This is a genomic window from Coprobacter secundus subsp. similis, from assembly GCF_015097275.1.
Classification (GTDB): Bacteria; Bacteroidota; Bacteroidia; order Bacteroidales; family Coprobacteraceae; genus Coprobacter; species Coprobacter secundus.
In genome coordinates, this window is record NZ_AP023322.1 from 2,397,461 (window position 1) to 2,418,713 (window position 21,253).

General features: G+C 35.1%; 19 protein-coding genes. 9 read left to right on the forward strand and 10 right to left on the reverse strand.

Features of this window, described 5'->3' with window-relative positions; genetic code table 11:
- Positions 1–22: 22 nt before the first annotated feature.
- The 6 genes from sufB to Cop2CBH44_RS09510 all read right to left on the reverse strand — a co-directional run bounded on the left by sufB (position 23) and on the right by Cop2CBH44_RS09510 (position 7,809).
- Positions 23–1,474 carry a Fe-S cluster assembly protein SufB gene (gene sufB / locus Cop2CBH44_RS09485; RefSeq protein ID WP_021930019.1) on the reverse strand — a complete coding sequence of 484 codons (1,452 nt, stop codon included), beginning with the start codon at positions 1,472–1,474 and terminating at the stop codon, positions 23–25.
- Positions 1,475–1,531: 57 nt separating this feature from the next.
- Positions 1,532–2,047, reverse strand: coding sequence for a CvpA family protein (locus Cop2CBH44_RS09490; RefSeq protein WP_021930018.1), 516 nt, complete (start codon positions 2,045–2,047; stop codon positions 1,532–1,534).
- Positions 2,048–2,194: 147 nt separating this feature from the next.
- Complete coding sequence (gene infB / locus Cop2CBH44_RS09495) at positions 2,195–5,083, reverse strand: translation initiation factor IF-2 (RefSeq protein ID WP_021930017.1); 2,889 nt, start codon at positions 5,081–5,083, stop codon at positions 2,195–2,197.
- 113 nt (positions 5,084–5,196) lie between these two features.
- Complete coding sequence (nusA, locus tag Cop2CBH44_RS09500) at positions 5,197–6,450, reverse strand: transcription termination factor NusA (protein ID WP_021930016.1); 1,254 nt, start codon at positions 6,448–6,450, stop codon at positions 5,197–5,199.
- Between the two features lie 4 nt (positions 6,451–6,454).
- Positions 6,455–6,922 (reverse strand): ribosome assembly cofactor RimP, encoded by a 468-nt coding sequence (gene rimP / locus Cop2CBH44_RS09505; protein WP_021930015.1) that lies wholly within the window; start codon positions 6,920–6,922, stop codon positions 6,455–6,457.
- Positions 6,923–7,098: 176 nt separating this feature from the next.
- Positions 7,099–7,809, reverse strand: a complete 711-nt coding sequence (locus tag Cop2CBH44_RS09510; protein WP_200754700.1) for a M48 family metallopeptidase — start codon at positions 7,807–7,809, stop codon at positions 7,099–7,101.
- Positions 7,810–7,943: 134 nt separating this feature from the next.
- Between Cop2CBH44_RS09510 and Cop2CBH44_RS09515 the strand changes: the two genes are divergently transcribed.
- Together Cop2CBH44_RS09515 and Cop2CBH44_RS09520 are read left to right on the forward strand one after the other, a co-directional pair.
- Positions 7,944–8,291, forward strand: coding sequence for a PadR family transcriptional regulator (locus tag Cop2CBH44_RS09515; RefSeq protein ID WP_021930013.1), 348 nt, complete (start codon positions 7,944–7,946; stop codon positions 8,289–8,291).
- Between the two features lie 16 nt (positions 8,292–8,307).
- On the forward strand, positions 8,308–9,405 hold the full coding sequence (locus Cop2CBH44_RS09520) for a PspC domain-containing protein (protein ID WP_200754701.1): 1,098 nt from the start codon (positions 8,308–8,310) through the stop codon (positions 9,403–9,405).
- A 67-nt stretch (positions 9,406–9,472) separates the two neighbouring features.
- On the opposite strand, the gene Cop2CBH44_RS09525 is transcribed toward Cop2CBH44_RS09520, so the two are convergent.
- Positions 9,473–10,345 carry an NAD kinase gene (locus tag Cop2CBH44_RS09525; RefSeq protein ID WP_021930011.1) on the reverse strand — a complete coding sequence of 291 codons (873 nt, stop codon included), beginning with the start codon at positions 10,343–10,345 and terminating at the stop codon, positions 9,473–9,475.
- A 5-nt stretch (positions 10,346–10,350) separates the two neighbouring features.
- Positions 10,351–11,010 (reverse strand): CBS domain-containing protein, encoded by a 660-nt coding sequence (locus tag Cop2CBH44_RS09530; protein ID WP_021930010.1) that lies wholly within the window; start codon positions 11,008–11,010, stop codon positions 10,351–10,353.
- Between the two features lie 187 nt (positions 11,011–11,197).
- Between Cop2CBH44_RS09530 and Cop2CBH44_RS09535 the strand changes: the two genes are divergently transcribed.
- From Cop2CBH44_RS09535 to Cop2CBH44_RS09555, 5 genes are read left to right on the forward strand one after another with little or no spacing between them, the layout of a single operon-like run.
- Positions 11,198–11,911: a pyridoxine 5'-phosphate synthase gene (locus tag Cop2CBH44_RS09535; RefSeq protein WP_021930009.1), complete on the forward strand. Its 714-nt coding sequence runs from the start codon at positions 11,198–11,200 to the stop codon at positions 11,909–11,911.
- A 31-nt stretch (positions 11,912–11,942) separates the two neighbouring features.
- Positions 11,943–12,647 carry a MotA/TolQ/ExbB proton channel family protein gene (locus tag Cop2CBH44_RS09540; RefSeq protein WP_021930008.1) on the forward strand — a complete coding sequence of 235 codons (705 nt, stop codon included), beginning with the start codon at positions 11,943–11,945 and terminating at the stop codon, positions 12,645–12,647.
- An 11-nt stretch (positions 12,648–12,658) separates the two neighbouring features.
- Positions 12,659–13,081 carry an ExbD/TolR family protein gene (locus tag Cop2CBH44_RS09545; RefSeq protein ID WP_021930007.1) on the forward strand — a complete coding sequence of 141 codons (423 nt, stop codon included), beginning with the start codon at positions 12,659–12,661 and terminating at the stop codon, positions 13,079–13,081.
- A 17-nt stretch (positions 13,082–13,098) separates the two neighbouring features.
- Positions 13,099–13,881, forward strand: a complete 783-nt coding sequence (locus Cop2CBH44_RS09550; protein WP_021930006.1) for an energy transducer TonB family protein — start codon at positions 13,099–13,101, stop codon at positions 13,879–13,881.
- Positions 13,847–14,389, forward strand: coding sequence for a GNAT family N-acetyltransferase (locus tag Cop2CBH44_RS09555; RefSeq protein ID WP_021930005.1), 543 nt, complete (start codon positions 13,847–13,849; stop codon positions 14,387–14,389). Before Cop2CBH44_RS09550 ends, Cop2CBH44_RS09555 begins: the two co-directional genes overlap by 35 nt.
- 42 nt (positions 14,390–14,431) lie before the next feature.
- On the opposite strand, the gene asnS is transcribed toward Cop2CBH44_RS09555, so the two are convergent.
- Positions 14,432–15,838, reverse strand: a complete 1,407-nt coding sequence (gene asnS, locus Cop2CBH44_RS09560) for an asparagine--tRNA ligase (RefSeq protein WP_200754702.1) — start codon at positions 15,836–15,838, stop codon at positions 14,432–14,434.
- An 81-nt stretch (positions 15,839–15,919) separates the two neighbouring features.
- Complete coding sequence (locus tag Cop2CBH44_RS09565; protein WP_200754703.1) at positions 15,920–17,194, reverse strand: pseudouridine synthase; 1,275 nt, start codon at positions 17,192–17,194, stop codon at positions 15,920–15,922.
- Positions 17,195–17,579: 385 nt separating this feature from the next.
- Between Cop2CBH44_RS09565 and Cop2CBH44_RS09570 the strand changes: the two genes are divergently transcribed.
- Positions 17,580–18,122, forward strand: a complete 543-nt coding sequence (locus tag Cop2CBH44_RS09570; protein WP_021930002.1) for an FKBP-type peptidyl-prolyl cis-trans isomerase — start codon at positions 17,580–17,582, stop codon at positions 18,120–18,122.
- A 399-nt stretch (positions 18,123–18,521) separates the two neighbouring features.
- Positions 18,522–21,062 (forward strand): endonuclease/exonuclease/phosphatase family protein, encoded by a 2,541-nt coding sequence (locus tag Cop2CBH44_RS09575; RefSeq protein ID WP_200754704.1) that lies wholly within the window; start codon positions 18,522–18,524, stop codon positions 21,060–21,062.
- Positions 21,063–21,253 lie beyond the last annotated feature (191 nt).

Genomic DNA, 21,253 nt, shown 5'->3' on the forward strand with positions numbered 1-21,253 from the left:
ATATTTTTTTTATTCTTTATCTTTATCCTACAGAACCTTCTAATGAAATCTGTAGTAGTTTCTGAGCTTCGACCGCAAATTCCATCGGCAACTTGTTCATTACCTCTTTGGCATAACCATTTACAATAAGTCCGACAGCGTCCTCGGTACTGATTCCTCGTTGATTACAATAAAAAATCTGATCTTCACTTATTTTTGAAGTTGTAGCTTCATGCTCAACTATTGCTGTATTGTTACGAATATCCATATAAGGAAATGTATGTGCTCCACAAGTGGAACTCAACAATAAACTGTCACATTGCGTATAATTACGAGCATTATCAGCCCTTGTACTTACCCGCACCAGCCCACGATAGCTGTTTTGACTATGCCCCGCCGATATCCCTTTTGAAACAATTGTACTCTTTGTATTTTTCCCAATATGTATCATCTTTGTCCCTGTATCAGCTTGTTGATAATTATTTGTCACAGCCACCGAATAAAATTCTCCAACAGAGCCATCTCCTGCTAATATACAACTCGGATATTTCCAAGTAATTGCAGAGCCTGTCTCAACTTGAGTCCATGATATTTTTGAATGATCTCCTTTGCACAATCCACGCTTTGTCACGAAATTATATATTCCACCATTTCCTTCCTTATCTCCAGGATACCAATTTTGCACAGTAGAATATTTTACTTCTGCCCGGTCATGCACCACAATTTCGACAATAGCAGCATGCAACTGATTCTCATCTCTCATTGGAGCTGTACATCCTTCAAGATAACTAACGTAACTATCATCATCTGCAACAATTAAAGTCCTCTCAAACTGACCTGTATTCGCGGCATTGATCCGAAAATATGTTGACAATTCCATAGGACACCGTACTCCTTTAGGAATGTAAACAAAAGAGCCGTCACTAAATACTGCAGAATTCAACGCTGCAAAAAAATTATCTCGATAAGACACTACTGAACCCAAATACTTTTTCACCAAATCAGGATAATCTTTTACAGCTTCACTAAATGAACAAAAAATGACTCCCAATTCGGCTAATTTTTCTCTGAATGTCGTCTTCACCGACACACTATCCATCACAGCATCCACAGCAATTCCAGAAAGTTTCATCTGTTCTTCCAAAGAAATTCCTAACTTATTAAATGTTTTTAATAATTCAGGATCTACTTCATCCAGACTTTTAGGACCTTCCTTCTTTTTAGGAGCAGCATAATAACTAATAGACTGATAATCTATTCTTGGGATATTCAAATGTGCCCAATGTGGCATTTCTAACGTTTTCCAATATTCATAAGCTTTGAGCCTGAACTCAAGCAACCACTCGGGTTCTTTCTTTTTTTCAGAAATCAGACGTATTACATCTTCACATAATCCAGTAGGAATTATTTCTGTATCAATATGTGTAACAAAACCATACTTATAATCTCCAGATGTGACATCATCTAATATTTGATTTGAATTATCTTGTTTCATAAAATCTATTTTCTCTCTATACAAAAGATATTATTATGTAACAACTACCTCTCAGTTTTAGTTTTCTCCGTACTTTAAATCATTACTCATCACTTTATCAGTAACTAATGAGAATACAGATGGAGCAATTTTCGCTATTCGAGAATAAAAATAAGAATTTTCTTTCTTATTCTGACTCAGAAGACGAGAATCTCTATCAATAAGTTCAAAAATGTTTAATATTACACTTAATACCAAAACATACTTAAATATACAAAAAACGATTCCACTCATCCGATCAATCCCTCCTAATTGGGCCCATCGGACCATACGCAACAAAAACCACGCCAAAGTCCATACAGACAAATATATAACTAAGAACGTCAGTAACCACGCTAACGGATGATATACATAATCTGGCAATTTAAAGATGCCAACAAGTAATGTTTCGGTAAATTTACTTAAATAAATAGCACCTAATATAGCCAATAATAAACCTCCTAATGATCCTATTTGACGTACCAATCCTTGGGCAAACCCTCGAATGGCTGCAAAGCAAATAATTACTAATATCAGTATATCAATAAATTGCATTTTTGTTCTTTATCCACGTCTTTTAGATAAGAAAAACACAGGCGCTGAAGAGAACTCTATATAACTAGCCATCTTTACACGTCTGTGTTTTTCCTAAATATTATAAAGTACTTATAAATTAAAGTACACTTTCACCTCAACCGGAAATTATAATGTTTTCTTTACTTCGACTTCTTCGTAAGCTTCAATTAGGTCACCGACTTTCACATCATTATAATTTGTTATATTCAAACCGCATTCGTATCCAGTAGCTACTTCTTTTACATCGTCTTTAAAACGTTTCAATGATCCTAACTCTCCACTATATATCACAATACCATCACGTATCAGCCGTATCTTATTACTCCGTTTTATCTTACCTTCTTTTACCATACATCCGGCAACAGTTCCAACCTTAGTAATACGGAATGTCTCTCGCACTTCTACTGTAGCAGTAATCTCCTCTTTTATTTCCGGAGACAACATACCTTCCATTGCTGATTTTACTTCTTCAATAGCATCATATATAATCGAATACAGACGTATATCAACCCCTTCTTTTTCTGCTAATTTACGAGCAGCCATCGAAGGCCGGACTTGGAACCCGATAATAATTGCGTTCGATGCAGCTGCCAAAGTAATATCTGATTCTGATATTTGCCCAACGGCTTTATGCAAAACATTTACCTGAATTTCTTCCGTGGAAAGCTTGATCAGCGAATCACTTAATGCTTCTACCGAACCGTCAACATCACCTTTTACAATAACATTCAATTCTTGGAAATTTCCAATAGCAATACGACGACCTATATCATCTAATGTTAACAGTTTATGCGTACGTAAGCCAAGTTCTCGTTGCAACTGTTCTCTTTTATTCGCAATATCCCGGGCTTCTTGTTCTGATTCCATGACATGAAATACATCTCCTGCCTGCGGAGCACCGTTCAAACCTAAAATAAGAGCTGGAGCAGAAGGTCCTGCTTCTGAAATTTTGCTATTACGTTCATTAAACATTGCTTTAACACGTCCATAATGTGTTCCAGCCAATACAATATCTCCCGTATGAAGTGTACCATTTTCAACCAAAATCGTTGCAACATAACCTCGGCCTTTATCCAATGTCGATTCTATCACCGAACCAGTTGCACGACGATCAGGATTTGCCTTCAAATCAAGTAGCTCAGCTTCTAACAGGACTTTTTCCATTAGCTCATGTACCCCCGTACCTTTCTTTGCAGATATTTCTTGAGATTGATATTTACCTCCCCATTCTTCTACGAGGTAGTTCATATTAGCAAGTTCTTCTTTTATCTTATCTGGATTAGCCGAAGGCTTATCTATCTTATTAATTGCAAATACAATAGGAACACCTGCAGCCGAAGCATGATTTATAGCTTCGACAGTTTGAGGCATTACATTATCATCTGCAGCAACGATAATAATAGCAATATCTGTTACCTTAGCACCACGGGCACGCATAGCCGTAAATGCTTCATGCCCTGGAGTATCCAAGAAAGTAATACGACGGCCATCCTCCAATTTTACATTATACGCTCCTATATGCTGGGTAATTCCTCCCGCTTCACCGGCAATAACATTAGCATTCCGAATATAATCAAGCAACGATGTTTTACCATGGTCAACATGTCCCATGACAGTAACAATCGGTGGGCGTTGAGTCAAATCTTCTTCTCTATCCTCTTCAACATTTATAGCTTCAACAACTTCTGCGCTTACATATTCAGTCCTAAATCCAAACTCATCAGCAACAATATTAATAGTTTCAGCATCCAAACGTTGATTAATTGATACCATGATACCAATGCTCATACATGTAGCAATTACATTATTCACTGGTACGTCCATCATTACAGCTAGATCATTGGCTGTAACAAACTCTGTCAACTTTAATACATGGCTTTCTTCGATTTCCTGTTCTGCCTGTTCCTGAGCACGAGAAGAGAATGCTTCTCTCTTTTCCTTCCTCCATTTAGCAGACTTCTTCTGTCCTTTTGTTGTCAATCGGGCTAATGTTTCTTTGATCTGCTTCTGAACATCTTCTTCACTAATCTCTGCTTTTACAGGCTTACGAAGTTTTTGTTTATTACTAGATTTTTGTTGTATAGGACGAGGTATCGGGCTTATTCCTGCAGCACTCTTTTCTATATCTATTTTTTCCTTTTTTATACGCTTACGTTTCTTTTTATCTACATCAGTATCTATTGCCCTATTATCTACATCGGCCTTTGACATCCTTTTTTGATCCTGACGCATCTTCTCCTTAGCTTCTCTCTCTTTTCGTTTTTCCTCTTTACTTTTTTTCTTTGGGCGAGTCTGCTGATTTAATGCATTCAGATCGATTTTTCCAACAACATTTATATTAGTTGTAAGTTTAGGCGTACGAAGAGTAAATATTTCAGAATCTTTTTCTTCTTCTTCTCCTTCTTCCAATTCTACATTTTCCTCTTCTTCAATTTCTTCAGGAATAACCTCTTCCTCCTCTTCATAAGAATCTTCTTCCAATTCTGTCCCCATTTCTTCATCTGCCTCTAAAACGGATTCTTCTTCCGGTTCAGATTCGATTTCAGGTTCAGGCTGAATAAGTTCCTCTTCCTCTGGCTCCTCCACGACTTCAGGTTCAGGATCTGATGTCGGTTCAGATATTGACGCAGGTTGAGCACTAACCGGTTTATAAAGATTATCTAAATCAATCTTGCCAACCTGCTTTATCTTAGGCTTATACTCCTCTGCTATCTCTGTTTTTATCTCTTGCGGTTCAACCAATTCTTTATCAATAGCGGGTTGTTCCTCATATCCATCGATAGACACAGTAGCTTTATTTTTATCTTTATTGTGACGTTCTTGGCTAATACGCTCCGACTCAATCTTCAAATTCTTATCTTTACTAAACTCTTTCACGAGTAAAGCATACTGTTCGTCACTGATTTTCGTATTAGGATTAGACTCAATCGAAAATCCTTTTTTTTGTAAGAAATCGACTGCCGTCTGAATTCCCACATTTAAATCTCTTGCTACTTTATTTAACCTTATTGACATACTTAGTTTTTAGTTTATAAAAAATGAAGAATAATTTTTCGATTAACCGTAAGATAACAGATATTACCTAAATATTAACTTATCCGACTTCACAGCCCAATAAATATATCTAATTATTCTTCAAATTCTGCTTTTAAAATATTGATTACTTCATCAACCGTACTTTCTTCCAAGTCGGCCTTTTCTATTAATACGTCACGAGGAGTTGCCAATACGCTTTTTGCCGTAGCACAACCAATCGCCTTCAATGCTTCTATCACCCAGCCATCTATCTCATCCTTAAATTCATCAAGATAGATATCTTCTTCTTCTCCTTCGTCAATATCACGATAAACATCAATGGTATACTCTGTAAGCATACATGCCAACTTAATATTTAATCCACCCTTACCGATAGCTAAAGAAACCTCTTCTGGTTTTAAAAAGACTTCCGCTTTATGTTCCTCTTCATTCAAACGAATCGACGAAATTTTCGCTGGACTTAAAGCCCGTTGAATAAACAACGAAATATTATTTGTATAATTTATTACATCGATATTTTCATTCCGCAACTCTCTCACAATACCGTGGATGCGAGAACCTTTTACACCGACACATGCTCCTACCGGATCAATACGGTCATCATATGATTCAACTGCAACTTTAGCTCGTTCCCCAGGTATACGAGCAATTTTACGAATCAAAATCAACCCATCATGTATTTCCGGCACTTCAAGTTCAAAAAGACGCTGTAAAAATACAGGTGAAGTACGCGAAATAATAATTTTGGGATTATTATTTTTATTGTCCACACGAGCGACAACTGCTCTTACAGTCTCTCCTTTTCGATAGAAATCAGTCGGGATTTGTTCTGTCTTAGGTAATAGCAGTTCATTGCCCTCATCATCAAGCAAAAGCATCTCTTTTTTCCATATTTGATAAACTTCTGCACTAATAATCTGGCCTATTTTATCTTTGTACTTATTATAAATACTATCTTTTTGAAGCTCCAATATCTTTGAAGCCAGTGTCTGACGAAGATTCAATATTGCACGACGGCCAAACTTTTCAAAGAATACCTCATCTGTAACTTCTTCCCCTATTTCATAGTCCTCATCTATTTTCTTAGCTTCAGACAATGAAATTTGCAAGTTTGTATCGGTAACATCCTCATCAGCAACAACTTCACGATTTCTCCATATCTCAAAATCACCTTTATCTGGATTGACAATCACGTCAAAATTTTCGTCAGTCCCGAACATTTTTGATAAGACATTCCGAAACGATTCCTCTAGAACACTGATCATTGTCGTTCTGTCTATGTTCTTCAGCTCTTTAAACTCGGAGAACGTGTCAACCATACTGATTGTTTCCTCTTTCTTGGCCATACTCTTATTTGAATCTGATTAAATATTTTGTATACTTTATTTCATCATAACCGAAAGTCAAATCTTCTTCCACTTCAACTTTTCGCTTACTTGTCTCTGTCTTTACTTTCTTAATTATCGTTATAACAAACTTGTCATCTGACACACTTTTTAAAATACCATTCAATTTCATCCCTGCTTTAGTCAAAACCTCAACTTCGTTACCAATATTTTTTTGATATTGTTCAATGACCTTAAATGGAGATGTAATACCAGCTGACCCAACTTCCAATTCATAGTCTTCGGTATCCCGGTCTAAATGTGACTCAATAAAACGATGCAAACTAACACATCTGTCAATATCAACACCTTCCTTATTATCAATCTCAACGATAATTACATTGTCTGGCTTTACCTGCACATCAACAATAAAACAATCTGTGCCTGCAAGGCCTTCCCTGACTAACTGATAAACAATACCCTTTTCTATCATCTACTTTCTCCTGTATCAGAATAAAACGAGGGGACAACTTGCCCCCTCCATCTTCACCTTTTTTCTGGCTACAAATATACGAAATATCCGTTACTACACCAAATCCAAGCTCCATATTTTAAAAGAAGCTACCTATAAACAGGCTTATATTATAATTATTTTATATTATTTAACATTTAATCTATAGGAAATCGAAACTCTCTAAGCTCTTTCCGTAATTCCTGTTCTCTTCCATTGCAGTATCGATTACATAAGTAATGAAAAAACTCTCCATGATTCATTTCTGTCAAATGAGCTAATTCATGATATATAACATAATCTATAAGATGATCTGGCAAAAACATCAAATAATAAGACAACTTAATATTTTTCCTGGCATCACAACATCCAAGCCTTTTGCGTCCAAATGTAACCGAAGCTTTATTATATCTCAGATTTAAAGATGCAGATAATTCTTTTATCCGAGAAGGCAAGTAGGCTTCAGCCGACCTTTTCACAAACTTTTTCAAACCATTTATCATTATATTTTGTACATCAGGAGAAGTCATTTCAAATTTCGAAGGACATCCTATATATAGACATTTATTTTGCAATCGATACACAATTTGGGACGACGGCAAATAATTAAAAACAACCATAAAATCATGTGTTACAATTATATCTCCTTCATCAAAAACATTCTTATGAGCCTTTGCTGCTTGCAACATTACTTGCAATTTCAATCTATTAGAATCTATAACTTTCGAGATATCCTGAATCTTGGCGAAAGGAGGCATTGTAACCACAATACCCCCATCCTTTACCCTAAATATAAAATGTCGGGCTGTTATCCTCACATTCAACATTATTGTTCCCAATTCTCTATCTTTCCAAACATATCTTTCCATTTGGCAAACATACTTAAAATACAGAATAAAACTACATTAAATGTTATATTTTGTCAATATTTCAATTTATAAGGTAGTTTGCATTACATAGTACCATACATTTTGCTATCTTTGTATTGAAAATGAAAATGGATATGAATACTGAAAATGTAAAATCTCAAATGAGAAAAGGGATACTTGAATATTGTACCTTACTGATTTTAAATAAACAAAGGGCATATGTATCCGATATTATACGTTTACTAAAAGAATCTCGACTTATTGTCGTTGAAGGTACTTTGTACCCATTATTGACTCGCCTAAAAAACTCTGAATTATTGACATATCAATGGGAGGAATCTACACAAGGTCCACCCCGCAAGTACTATGAGCTCACCCCAAAAGGAAAACTTTTTTTAAAAGAATTGGAAGATTCTTGGAACGAGCTCAATAATGTCGTTAATCATATTAGGGAAAGACAACCAGAAATATATTCTAAATAAAATAAAACTTCAAAATATGAAAAAAACACTCACTGTAAATCTCAACAATACAGTATACCATATTGATGAGGACGCATACGAAAGTCTACAAGAATATCTCAATTCTCTTCGTAACCATTTTTCTGAAGAAGAAGGAGCAGAAGAGATTTTAAGGGATATAGAAGCCCGCATAGCAGAATTATTTAAAGAACGTCTCCGTTTCGGAATGCAAATTATAACACTTCGCGAAGTAAACGAAATCATTACCATTATGGGGCATCCTGAAGATTTTGACCGAGATATGATTGATGATGAAACTTCTGAGACACAATTTGATTCAGAAAACAAACAATATGATGAGAAAAAAGGGAATAATATAGAAACTCCAATTAATGAAAATGAAATAAAAACTAAAAGAAGACTTTTCAGAGATGGAGAAAATCGAATTTTAGGTGGTGTTGCTTCTGGAATAGGCTGCTATCTAAATGTCGACCCTGTATTCATTCGTGTATTATTTGTCATATTGACATTTTTCTGGGGAACCGCAATACTGATTTACATGTTACTTTGGATATGTATTCCTGAGGCTCGAACCGCTGCCCAAAAGCTGGAAATGAAAGGAGAACCTGTTACCATAGAAAACATAAAAAAGGCTGTAAAAGAAGAAATGGATAAGGCAGAAGTAAATTTAAGTGGTATAGAACGAAAAACGGATTCTTTCTTCACTCGTTTGGGGGATTTGCTTTTATGTATTATTAGAGGATTATTCAAAGCACTCTTTTTATTATTTGGTGGATGCTTAGGATTCATTTTGCTAATTATTTTATTTTCTATCGGCGTAAGTATATTTTCTTTCCTTTTTGGAAATTTTACGGTAACGACCTACGGAACAACTCTTCCTCCTGTTGTAATGAACATACTTACTGGGATAGAACATCCCAAAGCATTTCTTCTTTCTCTTCTACTTGTAATAGGGATTCCTTTTTATGCACTTTTACGTTTATTGCTAGGGCGCATGTTCAACTGGACTCCTCAAACCAAAATAACAACAAATGTCATTAGCTTTATTTGGATTATTTCATTCATTGCCCTAGCAATATTCAGTGCTGAAATTATACCATTTTTATTTAAATAATATAGATGTAACTTTCACATGAATCCGGAAGCTAATCGCTATGATGATTAATTTCCGGATTCATGTTTCATTTACGCCTATCTGCACCCCACATCAATTTATTACGCAAAGTATCGATAAAAAAATGATTATATCGTTTTATAACTCGAATAGCATATGTAGCCTTTCTTATAGTCAAATGTTGGGAAATACTCATCATCACCGAACGACCGTCGAGACTAAGCAAGAAATTATGGCTTCTACTATCTACCTTTAATTGAACAACTGAGCTATCATTCACTACTAAAGGACGTACATTCAGGCTATGAGGTGCAACGGGCACGATTACAATATTAGATGCCTGTGGAACCAACACCGGACCTCCCACACTCAATGCATACGCTGTAGAACCTGTAGGCGTAGCCACAACTAATCCGTCAGCTTGATATGTATTCAAAAAGGCACCATCCATATCAGTATGTATAGATATCATCGAAGATGTATCTCTTTTGAGAACTGCTACTTCATTCAATGCATAAGGCCAAAATCCAGGAGGCAAAGAGTCAGCCTCAACTTGCAATAAAGTTCTTTCTTCTATTCTATAACGTCCTTCAAATATCTCAGTAACAACTTCATCTATTTCATTTTCAGAGATATCAGCCAAAAAACCTAATCGTCCAGTATTTATACCAATTATGGGTATATTTTTATCACCTACACGCTCTGCTGTTTTCAAAAAAGTACCATCTCCCCCAATACTCAAAGCCATATCCGCCTCAAAGCGTCTATCTGATATCAGACCTATATGACGAGGATATATATTCATTACAGTATTAAGAAAGCGATAAAAATCTTCACACACCAATATCTCAGCATCGTATCGATCTAATGTATCAAATAATCTCCGTGCTTGGGCACTCTTTTCCGCCTGATATAAATTTCCAAAAACAGCTATTCTCATCATCTTTACATTTCAAGATAATACATCAACTCATCTAATCTTTGACGCAATGTCTCGTCTATAAATCCTTGTTGTTGAAAACAACATACTACTTTATAATTAAATCGTTCAAGTGAACGTAACAATGGCGTTGCATCTTCCCTATCTATTTTCAAATTTACTCGTAACATGCCTGTATTTTCATAGGGATAGGTAAGAAGATTTACAACTTTAAAATTATTATCTTCAACCAACCGAGACAATTCAGAAAGAGAATAATCTTCTGGATACATTTCCAACAATATAACAGCCCCTTGCTGATTCGTATTGCACACAACAGACAGCTGTTTAAGCAAAGATTCTCTCCCTATAGCACCCAAATAACGATTATCAAATGAAATAACAGGTAACATATCTATAGACAATTGGGTTATCTGGCTTAAAGCATCAAAAATATGGCTTTCGTCCCTAACAAAAGGAAACGAAAGGTAATCTGTGCCTATTGGCTGCTGCACATCAACAAAATCATGTAAACTTTTTTCACAAATCGTTCCCAGATAAATATCTCCATCTGTAACAGGCAAAAAACTTAACTTTGCTTCTTCCATGCGCAACAGTGCGTCCGACACATACATAGCAGGATGTAACACAGGAATACTATTTAAAATTAAATCTTTTGCTGTCATAACTCTCCAATTTTGGGTAAATCCTATTAATTTTGCAACAAAATCAATATACAAACGTACATAAAAAAATTTGTTTATCTATTTATTTTATGTTTTGAGACAAAAAATAGTATTAATATTCGGATAAACAAATATTTTTTTAGTAACATTGCATACCTTTTTAAGAGATAGTTTTAATTACGGAAAAATGACCAAATTAAGTGTAAATATTAATAAAATAGCTACTCTTCGAAATGCACGAGGTGGAAATGTGCCAAATGTAACAAAAGTAGCTATGGACTGTGAGATATTCGGTGCCGACGGTATTACTGTACATCCTCGTCCTGATGAAAGACATATTCGTTATGATGACGTCTTTGCTCTACGATCCGTCATAAAAACAGAATTTAATATAGAGGGCTATCCCTCAAAGAAATTTATTGATTTGGTCCTCAAAGTAAAACCAGAACAAGTTACACTCGTTCCAGATGCACCTGATGCAATTACTTCTAATTCAGGATGGGATACAAATAAACATTTCGACTTTTTAAGCGAAATCGTAGATGTCTTTAATCAAGCAGGTATTAGAACATCTTTATTTGTAGGGACAGACACAGAATTGATTGAAAAAGCAGCAAAAACCGGGACAGACAGGATAGAACTATACACCGAACCTTATGCATCTATATATGAAACCAATCCAAAAACAGCGATAGAACCATTTATAGAAGCTGCAAGAACTGCTCATAAGTTGGGATTAGGTATCAACGCAGGCCACGATCTCAGCCTTAAGAACCTACACTTTTTCCATGCTAACATTCCATATTTAGACGAGGTGTCAATCGGGCATGCACTTGTCTCTGATGCCCTCTATCTCGGATTGCAAGAAACAATCAGACAGTATAAAGAATGTCTTAAATAAAAATATTTTGAAGTAATAAAATACCATCATTATGAACATATTATCAATTTTAGGTGATGCCAACATGGTTGCCCCTGTTTCTACAGTAGCAGAGAACATTACTCCTGCCACCGCCGACTTAAATATGTGGGAACTTTCTCTCAAAGGAGGGATTATAATGATTCCTCTACTTATCCTTTCTATACTAGCTATTTACATCTTTATAGAACGTACCATTGTTATACGTAAAGCAGCTAAAGAGGACCATACTTTTATGGATAGAATAAAAGATTATATTCATGATGGAGAGATTGATTCTGCATTAGGTTTATGCCGAAAAACAAACACTCCATATGCACGACTTATTGAAAAGGGTATTTCTCGGCTTGGACGTCCAATGAACGATGTACTTGTCGCTATTGAAAATGTAGGGAATTTAGAAGTTGCTAAACTTGAAAAAGGATTTCCCTGGTTGGCAACAGCTGCTGCTGGAGCTCCAATGCTCGGATTTTTAGGCACAGTTACCGGAATGGTAAGGGCTTTTTATAACATGGCCGCAGCTGGGTCAAGTGCAGATATTACGACCCTATCTGGAGGTATCTATGAAGCTCTAGTAACCACCGTTGCAGGTTTGGTGGTAGGAATTATTGCACTTTTTGCATATAATTATTTAGTAGCACGCGTCGATGGTGTCGTAAACCAGCTTGAGGCTAAAACCATGGAATTTATGGACTTGTTAAATGAACCAGCCAATTAAAACTGTGAATTATGGCTTTAAAACGAAGAAACAAAATTGAAGCTTCATTCAGCATGGCGTCGATGACCGATGTAATCTTTTTGTTACTTATCTTTTTTATGGTAACTTCTACCATTGTATTTCCAAACTCAATAAAAGTATTACTACCCCAAAGTAAGCAACAATCAGCAGCAAAACCTCTCTCCCGAGTCACTATAGATAAAGAGCTCAACTACTATGTTTCTTTCGGAAATGATGGTGCTCACCAATTATCTAGTATAGAAGAGTTGACAACATTCATGGTAAACACCCGACAAAAAGATCCGGACACTTTCGTTGCACTTTATGCTGACGAATCAGTTCCATATCGTGAAATCGTTAGAATACTAAATATCGCTAATGAAAATAAACTAAAGATGGTATTGGCCACCCGTCCTATAAAAGAAGGTAATTAACCACTAAATAGTCAAGAGTGAAAGAGTCTTCAAAAAATAGATTATTCGGTATTTGTGGTACGGTAATATTCCATGTCACACTTATCTTAATTCTCATTTTGGTCACCTTCTCTCAACCATCAATACCGGATGACGGGGAAGGAATATTGGTACAAGTCGGATTGGTAAGTGAATCTCAAGGTACCCTTGACTCTTCTTCTGATATCCAATCACAAGAAAAAAACTCTCCTGAAGAAACTATAGATGATAATGAAATCATTTCCCAAGAAACAGAAGAAACTATACAAATAACACCTCCTGAAGAAAAGAAAAAAGATTCAGAAAAAAAAGAGATAAAAAAAGAAGAACAAAAGCCTGTTCAACCTAAAGAAGATAATCGCATCAAGAATCAAGTGGCAAACGCTTTTAGTAAAGGTAAAGGAAGCAGTAACAATTATGGGAGCTCTTCCTCTGGCTCTGGAATACAAGGAAGTGTAAATGGGAACTCTTCTTCCGGTGCTACATCTGGTTCTCCTGGATATGGTAATTATGACTTAGGTGGGCGGGGTATTCTCGGTTCTCTTCCCCGCCCCGAATACGATAACAGTAATGACGAGGGAACTATTGTTGTTTCCATAACAGTAAATGCTGCGGGTAAAGTGATTGCTGCAAGTATTACCAAAGGTTCAATAGGCTCAGCAGCGTCCAACTCAACCTTACGACAACAAGCTATAAATGCTGCTAAAAAGGCCGTTTTTACAAAATCTAATAATACCGGGAATCAAAGTGGAACTATCACATACTACTTCAAACAACGATAATATTCTCCGTACAATAAATATACAGAAGATTCTTTTTGATAAAGAACAATTTATTCCTCTTCTCTCTATCGCTGACCCATCAGTCAATATGATACAGAGTTATCTATTTAAAGGAGAACTTTATGTCCTTTTCTCTAACGGACAAGCAATATCTGCTGCAGTAATAATATCTGTTGGAGACAAAGAATTTGAACTGAAAAACTTATCTACCTTATATAACCGACAAAAAAAAGGATATGGTTCAATCTTATTGACCAAAATTCTTGAACTATATAACAACGCTGACAAAATTTGGGTAGGTACAGGAAGCCCAGGTATAAATAAAGAAGAATTCTACCAAATTTCTTTCTACAAAAGGTTTGGTTTTGAATATGTTTATACTATTAAAGACTTTTTCAAAAATAACTATCTCGAGCCTATCTATGAATATAACGGATTACAATGTATCGATATGGTATATCTATCTTACACTCCATCTCATCATAACAAAAAAAGTGATAAACCTTAAATTTTCTTATTAGGCTTATCACTTTTTTTCAAATATTATTTTTCAGAATTCAGCATTTTTGGGGGTTCTGGGGAAAGGTATTACATCGCGTATATTCGTCATACCTGTAACAAAAAGTAACAGTCGTTCGAATCCGAGACCAAATCCAGAATGAGGAGCTGTCCCGAAACGACGGGTATCAAGATACCACCAAATATCTTTATCCGGAACTCCCATTTCCTTTGCTCGAGTTACTAATTTATCATAGTTCTCTTCACGCTGAGATCCACCGATTATTTCTCCAATCTTTGGAAAAAGTACATCCATAGCACGTACTGTTTTTCCATCATCATTTTGTTTCATATAAAATGATTTTATCTCCTTTGGATAATCAGTAAGAATTACCGGCCGTTTAAAATACTCCTCAACAAGATATCGTTCATGCTCAGCAGCAAGATCTACACCCCAGTAAACTGGAAATTCAAAATTATGTCCCGAAGACATGGCGTTTTCAAGGATTTTAATTCCTTCCGTATATGTCAGTCTCTTAAACTCCGTTGCAACAACAGATTGAAGTCGCTCAATAAGACCTTTATCAAACATATCATTCAAGAACTGCAAATCATCTTTACAATTATCCAACGCCCATTGAACACAATATTTAATAAACTCTTCTGCCAACTGCATATTTTCTCCGATTTCGTTGAACGCAACCTCCGGTTCAATCATCCAAAACTCAGCCAAATGCCGAGGTGTGTTTGAATTTTCTGCACGAAAAGTCGGACCAAAAGTATATACTGCACCTAATGCCATTGCTGCTAACTCAGCTTCCAATTGACCCGATACAGTCAGACTTGCCTGTTTACCAAAAAAGTCATTATCATAATTAATAGAGCCTTTCTCATCTTTCTTCAAATCATAAAGATTCATTGTTGTCACCTGAAACATTTGTCCAGCTCCCTCACAATCTGATGCGGTAATAATAGGTGTATGGAAATAAAAGAAACCCCTATCATGGAAAAATTTATGTATAGCAATCGCCATATTATGACGCATACGAAAGACTGCTCCGAAAGTATTAGTCCGAGGACGCAAATGGGCTATCTCTCGTAAAAATTCCATGGAATGACCTTTTTTTTGCAATGGATATGTCTGAGGATCGGCACTTCCATATATTTCTATTTCCTTAGCCTGAATTTCAACAGACTGCCCCTTTCCCTGAGATTCAGTAAGAATACCATTCACGCTAATACATGCACCTGTAGTAATTGACTTCAACATATCTTCTTCAAACTGCGCCAAATCTACGACAATCTGCATATTATTTATCGTTGATCCATCGTTTAATGCAATAAAATTTACCTGTTTATTACCACGTCGGGTACGTACCCATCCTTTTACATTTACGATTGTGCCAAACTCCTTACTTCTGCACAAATCAACGATTTTAGTTCTACTTATTGTTTCCATCCATACTTGTTTTTTCTACTACAAATCTTATATACCGGACTTTTAATTGTCTGTCATAACAAATGCAGCATATGATATAAATTATTCAAAAGAGCCCATATGCAGTATATCTACTTCTTGTTGAGTCAGATAACGCCAACGTCCACGCTGCAGATTTTTTTTGGTCAAACCAGCAAAATAAACCCTATCAAGTTTAGTTACTCGATAACCTAATGCTTCAAAAATACGACGGACAATACGATTACGCCCTGAATGAATCTCAATACCTACTTGATTCTTATCCGTATCGGTAGCATAACTGACTGCATCGGCATGAATAGGTCCATCCTCAAGTTCAATTCCATCTGCAATCTTCTGCATGTCTTCTTCACTGACATCCTTATCGGTCCATACATGGTATATCTTTTTCTTTATAAATTTAGGATGCGTCAGTTTAGAAGCTAAATCCCCATCATTTGTCAATAAAAGTACACCTGTTGTATTTCTATCTAAACGCCCTACAGGATAAATACGTTCCGTACAAGCATTTCTCACAATATCCATGACTGTAAGACGACCTTGCGGATCATCAGAAGTAGTCACACAATCTTTTGGCTTATTCAACAAGACATATATTTTATGCTCAAGAGTAACAACTTTATCTTGAAAAGTGACTACATCACTTCGAGTAATCTTAGTGCCTAATTCACTCACAACTTCCCCATTAACTTTTACTTGTCCAGCTTGGATATATTCATCTGCTTCTCGGCGTGAACAAACTCCGGCATTTGCCATGTACTTATTTAAACGAATCGGCTCATTAGGATCTACATTTACCTCTTCATAAATAATACGTTTCCGAGGGTTACTATATGCATTATCATTCCGGTGTTGAGGGCGATTATTTCCATATGGTCGGTTATTTCCTGGACTATACCCACTATTCCGATTATAATTATTTCTATTATTATAACGATTCCCACTATTGGAATTCCCGTATGACGGACGACTCCCTGTCGGACGATATGGTCTCTCAATATTGCCATATCCACCTCCCTCATTATTATAATTTCTAGGACGATTATACGGACGATCAGTATTATAATTCCGTTCTCCGGTCATTTCATTTCGATTATAATTTCCAGAAGAAGGCCGATTATTATACGAACGACGATTATAATCATTGCCATACGGAGTCCGATTATAATTCCGGTCATTATTAAAATTTATACGTGGCTTACGTTGTTCCGAATTATACGAATTTTCGTCTCTTCGCGAGTAATCTACTTTTTCGTATCTTGTTGTGTTACCATCACGGCCGGCTAACCCTTTATTTTCACCAATACGCGGGCGCCTTACTTTGTTTTCTCTTTCCATAGGAGACATTATAAATTTTAAATAGTTACAGAGTTGAGCCTCTCGGCCTTTTCCCTTCAATTAATTAAATCTAAATTAAATTGAAAGGTAGAATATCTTTTGCAAAGATGCAAATGTTTTTTGAATTATCAGTTATCTATCAATGATTTTCTTCATTTTTTAAATAAAAAATAATAAATCATCTATTACAACAAAATAAATCCACTTTTGTTTTTAAAAAGGTACTAATATAAATTTTCTATTTAATGTTTCTTTAGCATAGGTCTCTTTCGATTCGGCTATTAATAATATCAAAAAGTAAAGTAAAAAATCTTCATATTAAAAGATAACTAAAAAGTTTTCGTAGCTTTGTAAAATATTAATATATAGAAAATAAATATCGAATATGGAAATTATCAAACCCGGACAATATGTAGAGGCAACTTATGATCTTTATGTTGGAGAAAATAACGAACAGGAATTGATGGAAAAAGCCACCAAAGAAAACCCTCTAAAATTTGTTTTCGGCACAGACCAAATGCTTCCAGCTTTTGAAGAAAAATTAAAAGGTCTTAAAGCTGGAGACAAATTTGATTTTATTATTCCTTGTAATGATGCATACGGTGAATATGACAAAGATCATGTATTAGAACTTGGGAAAGAAATTTTCGAAGTAAATGGAGTCTTCGATAAAGATATGATTTACGAAGGGAATACTGTACCTATGATGGATTCAAATGGAAACAGATTAAATGGTTCAGTTCTTGAAGTAAAGGAAGATATTGTAGTTATGGATTTTAATCATCCATTAGCCGGAGAAGACCTCCATTTTATCGGAAGTATTGAATTGGTACGGGAAGCTACTCCTGAAGAACTTCATCCTACCTGTGGTAGCTGCGAGGGTTGCAACTGCAACCATTCTGACTGTGATAGTAGCAATTGCCATTAAAGGCAAAAAAGAACAGACTAAAATATTAAATTTTAGTCTGTTCTTTTTACGAAAAAACTACAAAAATATCATCTTCATTATCTAACTAAAGACTCAATAATCCTATCTTCTTATCATTAGAAACCATTCTGTTATATAGCCTTTTGAAGATCTTTATAATATCATATCGATGATATAGAAAAGTTTATCGATAAAACATTAAGAATTTTTCTTTCAAATTACAATAGAACATTCTGATTTCAACAAAATAAGTCGTCTAAATCATATATCGTCAGTGAAATACTTGCAGATTTTTCTCAAATATTATCATATTCGTATATAATTAAAAAACGAAAGTATACTTAAGTGGAAAAATATTTTTCTTTGCCAAAGAATTTAATGTCATAAACTTTAAAAACAATGGAAAAGCATTTCTTTCACTTAGTATTACCATACATTTGGAGCATATTCTTCAATACAATATGCCTTACTACATTTGCAGACAATTATAATATTGGAACTTATAACATAATGATTCATGACCCTAATGATTTCACTAAAATAGGGAACCGAGATTGGAATAATCGTAAAAAATTTGTAGCAAAAACAATTATTGATAACAATTTTGATGTAATAGGACTTCAAGAAGTAGAAAAAGAAACACAAAAAAAAGATTTGATAGAACTCCTTCCCGATTATAAAATAATAACGACAAAAGAAATAGGGTATGAAGTAGGAATAGCATTTAAAAAAGAAAAATTCACATTATTAGATAGTGGACACTTTTTCTTATCATCCAATCCTGAAATACCTGATAAAAGCTGGGGTGCTGATTTGCCACGAGCAACAATCTGGGCAAAATTGAAAATCAACACATCAAATGAAATATTCTACTTCTTTAGTACTCATTTAGACACAAAGAGTGTAATTGCACGAAGAGAAGGCTCTCGAATAAATATTGAAAAAATTAACAAAATCAGTAGTGGATATCCCGTTTTTTTAGTTGGAGATATGAATTGTAAAGCAAAAGAAAAAACTGCTCACTATCAAATGAAATCATACATGGAAGACTCTTATCTTGTGTCAGAGACAATACCAGAAGGTCCAGAAGGCACACAAAATAAAGAATGGGATCCGAATGGTAACGCAAAAAAACGCATAGATTTCATATACAAAAGAAATGCGAATATATTAAGTTATAAAACAATAAATGAAGATTATGGACGAGGAATCATGCCTTCTGACCATAGTTGTATAAAAGCCGTTATGACACTAAAAGATCGCTATGTTCCTCATAGTATATATGTTTCCCCTAAAGGTGAAGACAGTAATTCCGGGAATCGGGAATTTCCCCTGAAAAGTATAATCAAAGCCATTGAAATGGCACAAACTCTTGACACAATAAAGGTTGCTGAAGGTATTTACCTCGCAACCACAAAATCTCCTCAAGCATCATATATTACTTTAGAGAAAGCTATAAGTATGATCGGAGGATATAGTTTGGATTTCAGTAAAATATCAGGATATTCAACTCTCACTGGAGATTATACTCAAAATGACATATATAATGAAAACGGAAAAGTAATATCTGGGTATGAAGACAATACTTTTAATCTGATATACGTCAAATACCCCTATTGCCTTACCTTATCTAATTTCATTTTGAGTAATGGATACCACACCGCCCAAAATGGTACCAAGTCTGCAGCTCTATACAATTCAGGTTCAGGACTCAAGTTAAATAATATTGTATTTATAAACAACCGAACTGCTGCATCTGGAGGAGCTTTACGGGCTCTTGGCAAATTGGAAATGAAAAATTGTACATTTAAATACAATCAAGCCAAAAATGGTGGAGCTGTAGACATTAATTCCTCCAATTGGGGACAAACTAATATTATAAACTGTACATTCGCTCATAATAAAGCAAATAATGGAGCATCTGTAAGTATTGAAGAATGCAATGACTGCTATATATATGGATGTAGTTTTTATAACAATAAATCTGCAGGGATTGGAAACTTTTCCATTAACACCCCTTCTTCAGCAAGATATACTTTCATAAATAATACAATAGCAAACAACATCAATACCGTCTCACAACTGTCGGATAACGATCCTCCAGAGGGAGGTAGTGCCATATATTTCAACACTGGAAACGATGCATATCTTGTAATGGTAAATAATACTATCACAGGAAATCAGAATATAAATACAATCAACGGCTCAGCTCTCCAACTTAACTCCGGATGGGTATATATGTACAATAATATTGTGGCTGGAAACCATTCTTCCAAACATGATTTCTGTGATATTTATGATAAAGGAAGCCACTTAAGGGCAAGTAATTATAATGTATTTACATCATCAGGTAGTATTAATACTCAAGTAGGAAATTCCAATATTATGGCTCCAGATAAAAATACAGGAATAACACAAGTAGCAAGCCTTCTTGACGGATATATCGACCACGGAATATTTTCAGCTAACATGACAGAAAATATCAGTCATACTCCGGTAGTAAAAATTATAACTCCCACATTCTATAACTCTCCAATAAATGTATTAACGCAAAGATTGATGAACGAATCTTTCATGGTAAACGTAGATCTTGACGGGGGACAAGAACAGTACAAAATACTTAAATACGACCAATGCGGACGCGAAAGGGATATCAATGGCAAAGCATCTATCGGAGCTTTTGAATATTTTGAACCAACCGGCGTATTTTGCCAGATTTTTGACGAAAAAAATCCAGATTATTATTACAATAAATTCATTTTCTGTCCAAATAGCGGGATAAACGATATTTACTATATCCGAACGCTTACTGGAGCTATAATAAAGTCAGGGAAAATACAGGGAACAAAAATATATATAGGAGACTTATCAACAGGTATATATATTTTTAGTAGAATATCAGATATCGAAGTAAAAAATCTAAAGTTCTATGTCAAATAGTCTACTATCGCCACTGAACATTTTCATAGTATTATTTCAAAGTTATTTATTTGAATATCTCAGTCCAAATTTTAACCTGATAAGTTCAAAAGATTTTTAATCTTGGTTCCTTTATACTAAAAATAAGAGAGGAGTATCAAAACAATTAAAGATAGCTCCTCTCCCATGACTATTAGTTTAGAATATACTAG

Bases quoted from the DNA above. Each gene is read 5' to 3' on its own strand.
- Cop2CBH44_RS09540 (WP_021930008.1), top strand. From the start codon at position 11,943: ATGAACATATTATCAATTTTAGGTGATGCCAACATGGTTGCCCCTGTT.
- Cop2CBH44_RS09515 (WP_021930013.1), top strand. From the start codon at position 7,944: ATGAATACTGAAAATGTAAAATCTCAAATGAGAAAAGGGATACTTGAA.
- Cop2CBH44_RS09525 (WP_021930011.1), bottom strand. From the start codon at position 10,345: ATGAGAATAGCTGTTTTTGGAAATTTATATCAGGCGGAAAAGAGTGCC.
- Cop2CBH44_RS09545 (WP_021930007.1), top strand. From the start codon at position 12,659: ATGGCTTTAAAACGAAGAAACAAAATTGAAGCTTCATTCAGCATGGCG.
- Cop2CBH44_RS09510 (WP_200754700.1), bottom strand. From the start codon at position 7,809: ATGGAAAGATATGTTTGGAAAGATAGAGAATTGGGAACAATAATGTTG.
- Cop2CBH44_RS09535 (WP_021930009.1), top strand. From the start codon at position 11,198: ATGACCAAATTAAGTGTAAATATTAATAAAATAGCTACTCTTCGAAAT.
- rimP (WP_021930015.1), bottom strand. From the start codon at position 6,922: ATGATAGAAAAGGGTATTGTTTATCAGTTAGTCAGGGAAGGCCTTGCA.
- Cop2CBH44_RS09570 (WP_021930002.1), top strand. From the start codon at position 17,580: ATGGAAATTATCAAACCCGGACAATATGTAGAGGCAACTTATGATCTT.
- Cop2CBH44_RS09565 (WP_200754703.1), bottom strand. From the start codon at position 17,194: ATGGAAAGAGAAAACAAAGTAAGGCGCCCGCGTATTGGTGAAAATAAA.
- infB (WP_021930017.1), bottom strand. From the start codon at position 5,083: ATGTCAATAAGGTTAAATAAAGTAGCAAGAGATTTAAATGTGGGAATT.
- asnS (WP_200754702.1), bottom strand. From the start codon at position 15,838: ATGGAAACAATAAGTAGAACTAAAATCGTTGATTTGTGCAGAAGTAAG.
- nusA (WP_021930016.1), bottom strand. From the start codon at position 6,450: ATGGCCAAGAAAGAGGAAACAATCAGTATGGTTGACACGTTCTCCGAG.
- sufB (WP_021930019.1), bottom strand. From the start codon at position 1,474: ATGAAACAAGATAATTCAAATCAAATATTAGATGATGTCACATCTGGA.
- Cop2CBH44_RS09490 (WP_021930018.1), bottom strand. From the start codon at position 2,047: ATGCAATTTATTGATATACTGATATTAGTAATTATTTGCTTTGCAGCC.
- Cop2CBH44_RS09575 (WP_200754704.1), top strand. From the start codon at position 18,522: ATGGAAAAGCATTTCTTTCACTTAGTATTACCATACATTTGGAGCATA.
- Cop2CBH44_RS09520 (WP_200754701.1), top strand. From the start codon at position 8,308: ATGAAAAAAACACTCACTGTAAATCTCAACAATACAGTATACCATATT.
- Cop2CBH44_RS09530 (WP_021930010.1), bottom strand. From the start codon at position 11,010: ATGACAGCAAAAGATTTAATTTTAAATAGTATTCCTGTGTTACATCCT.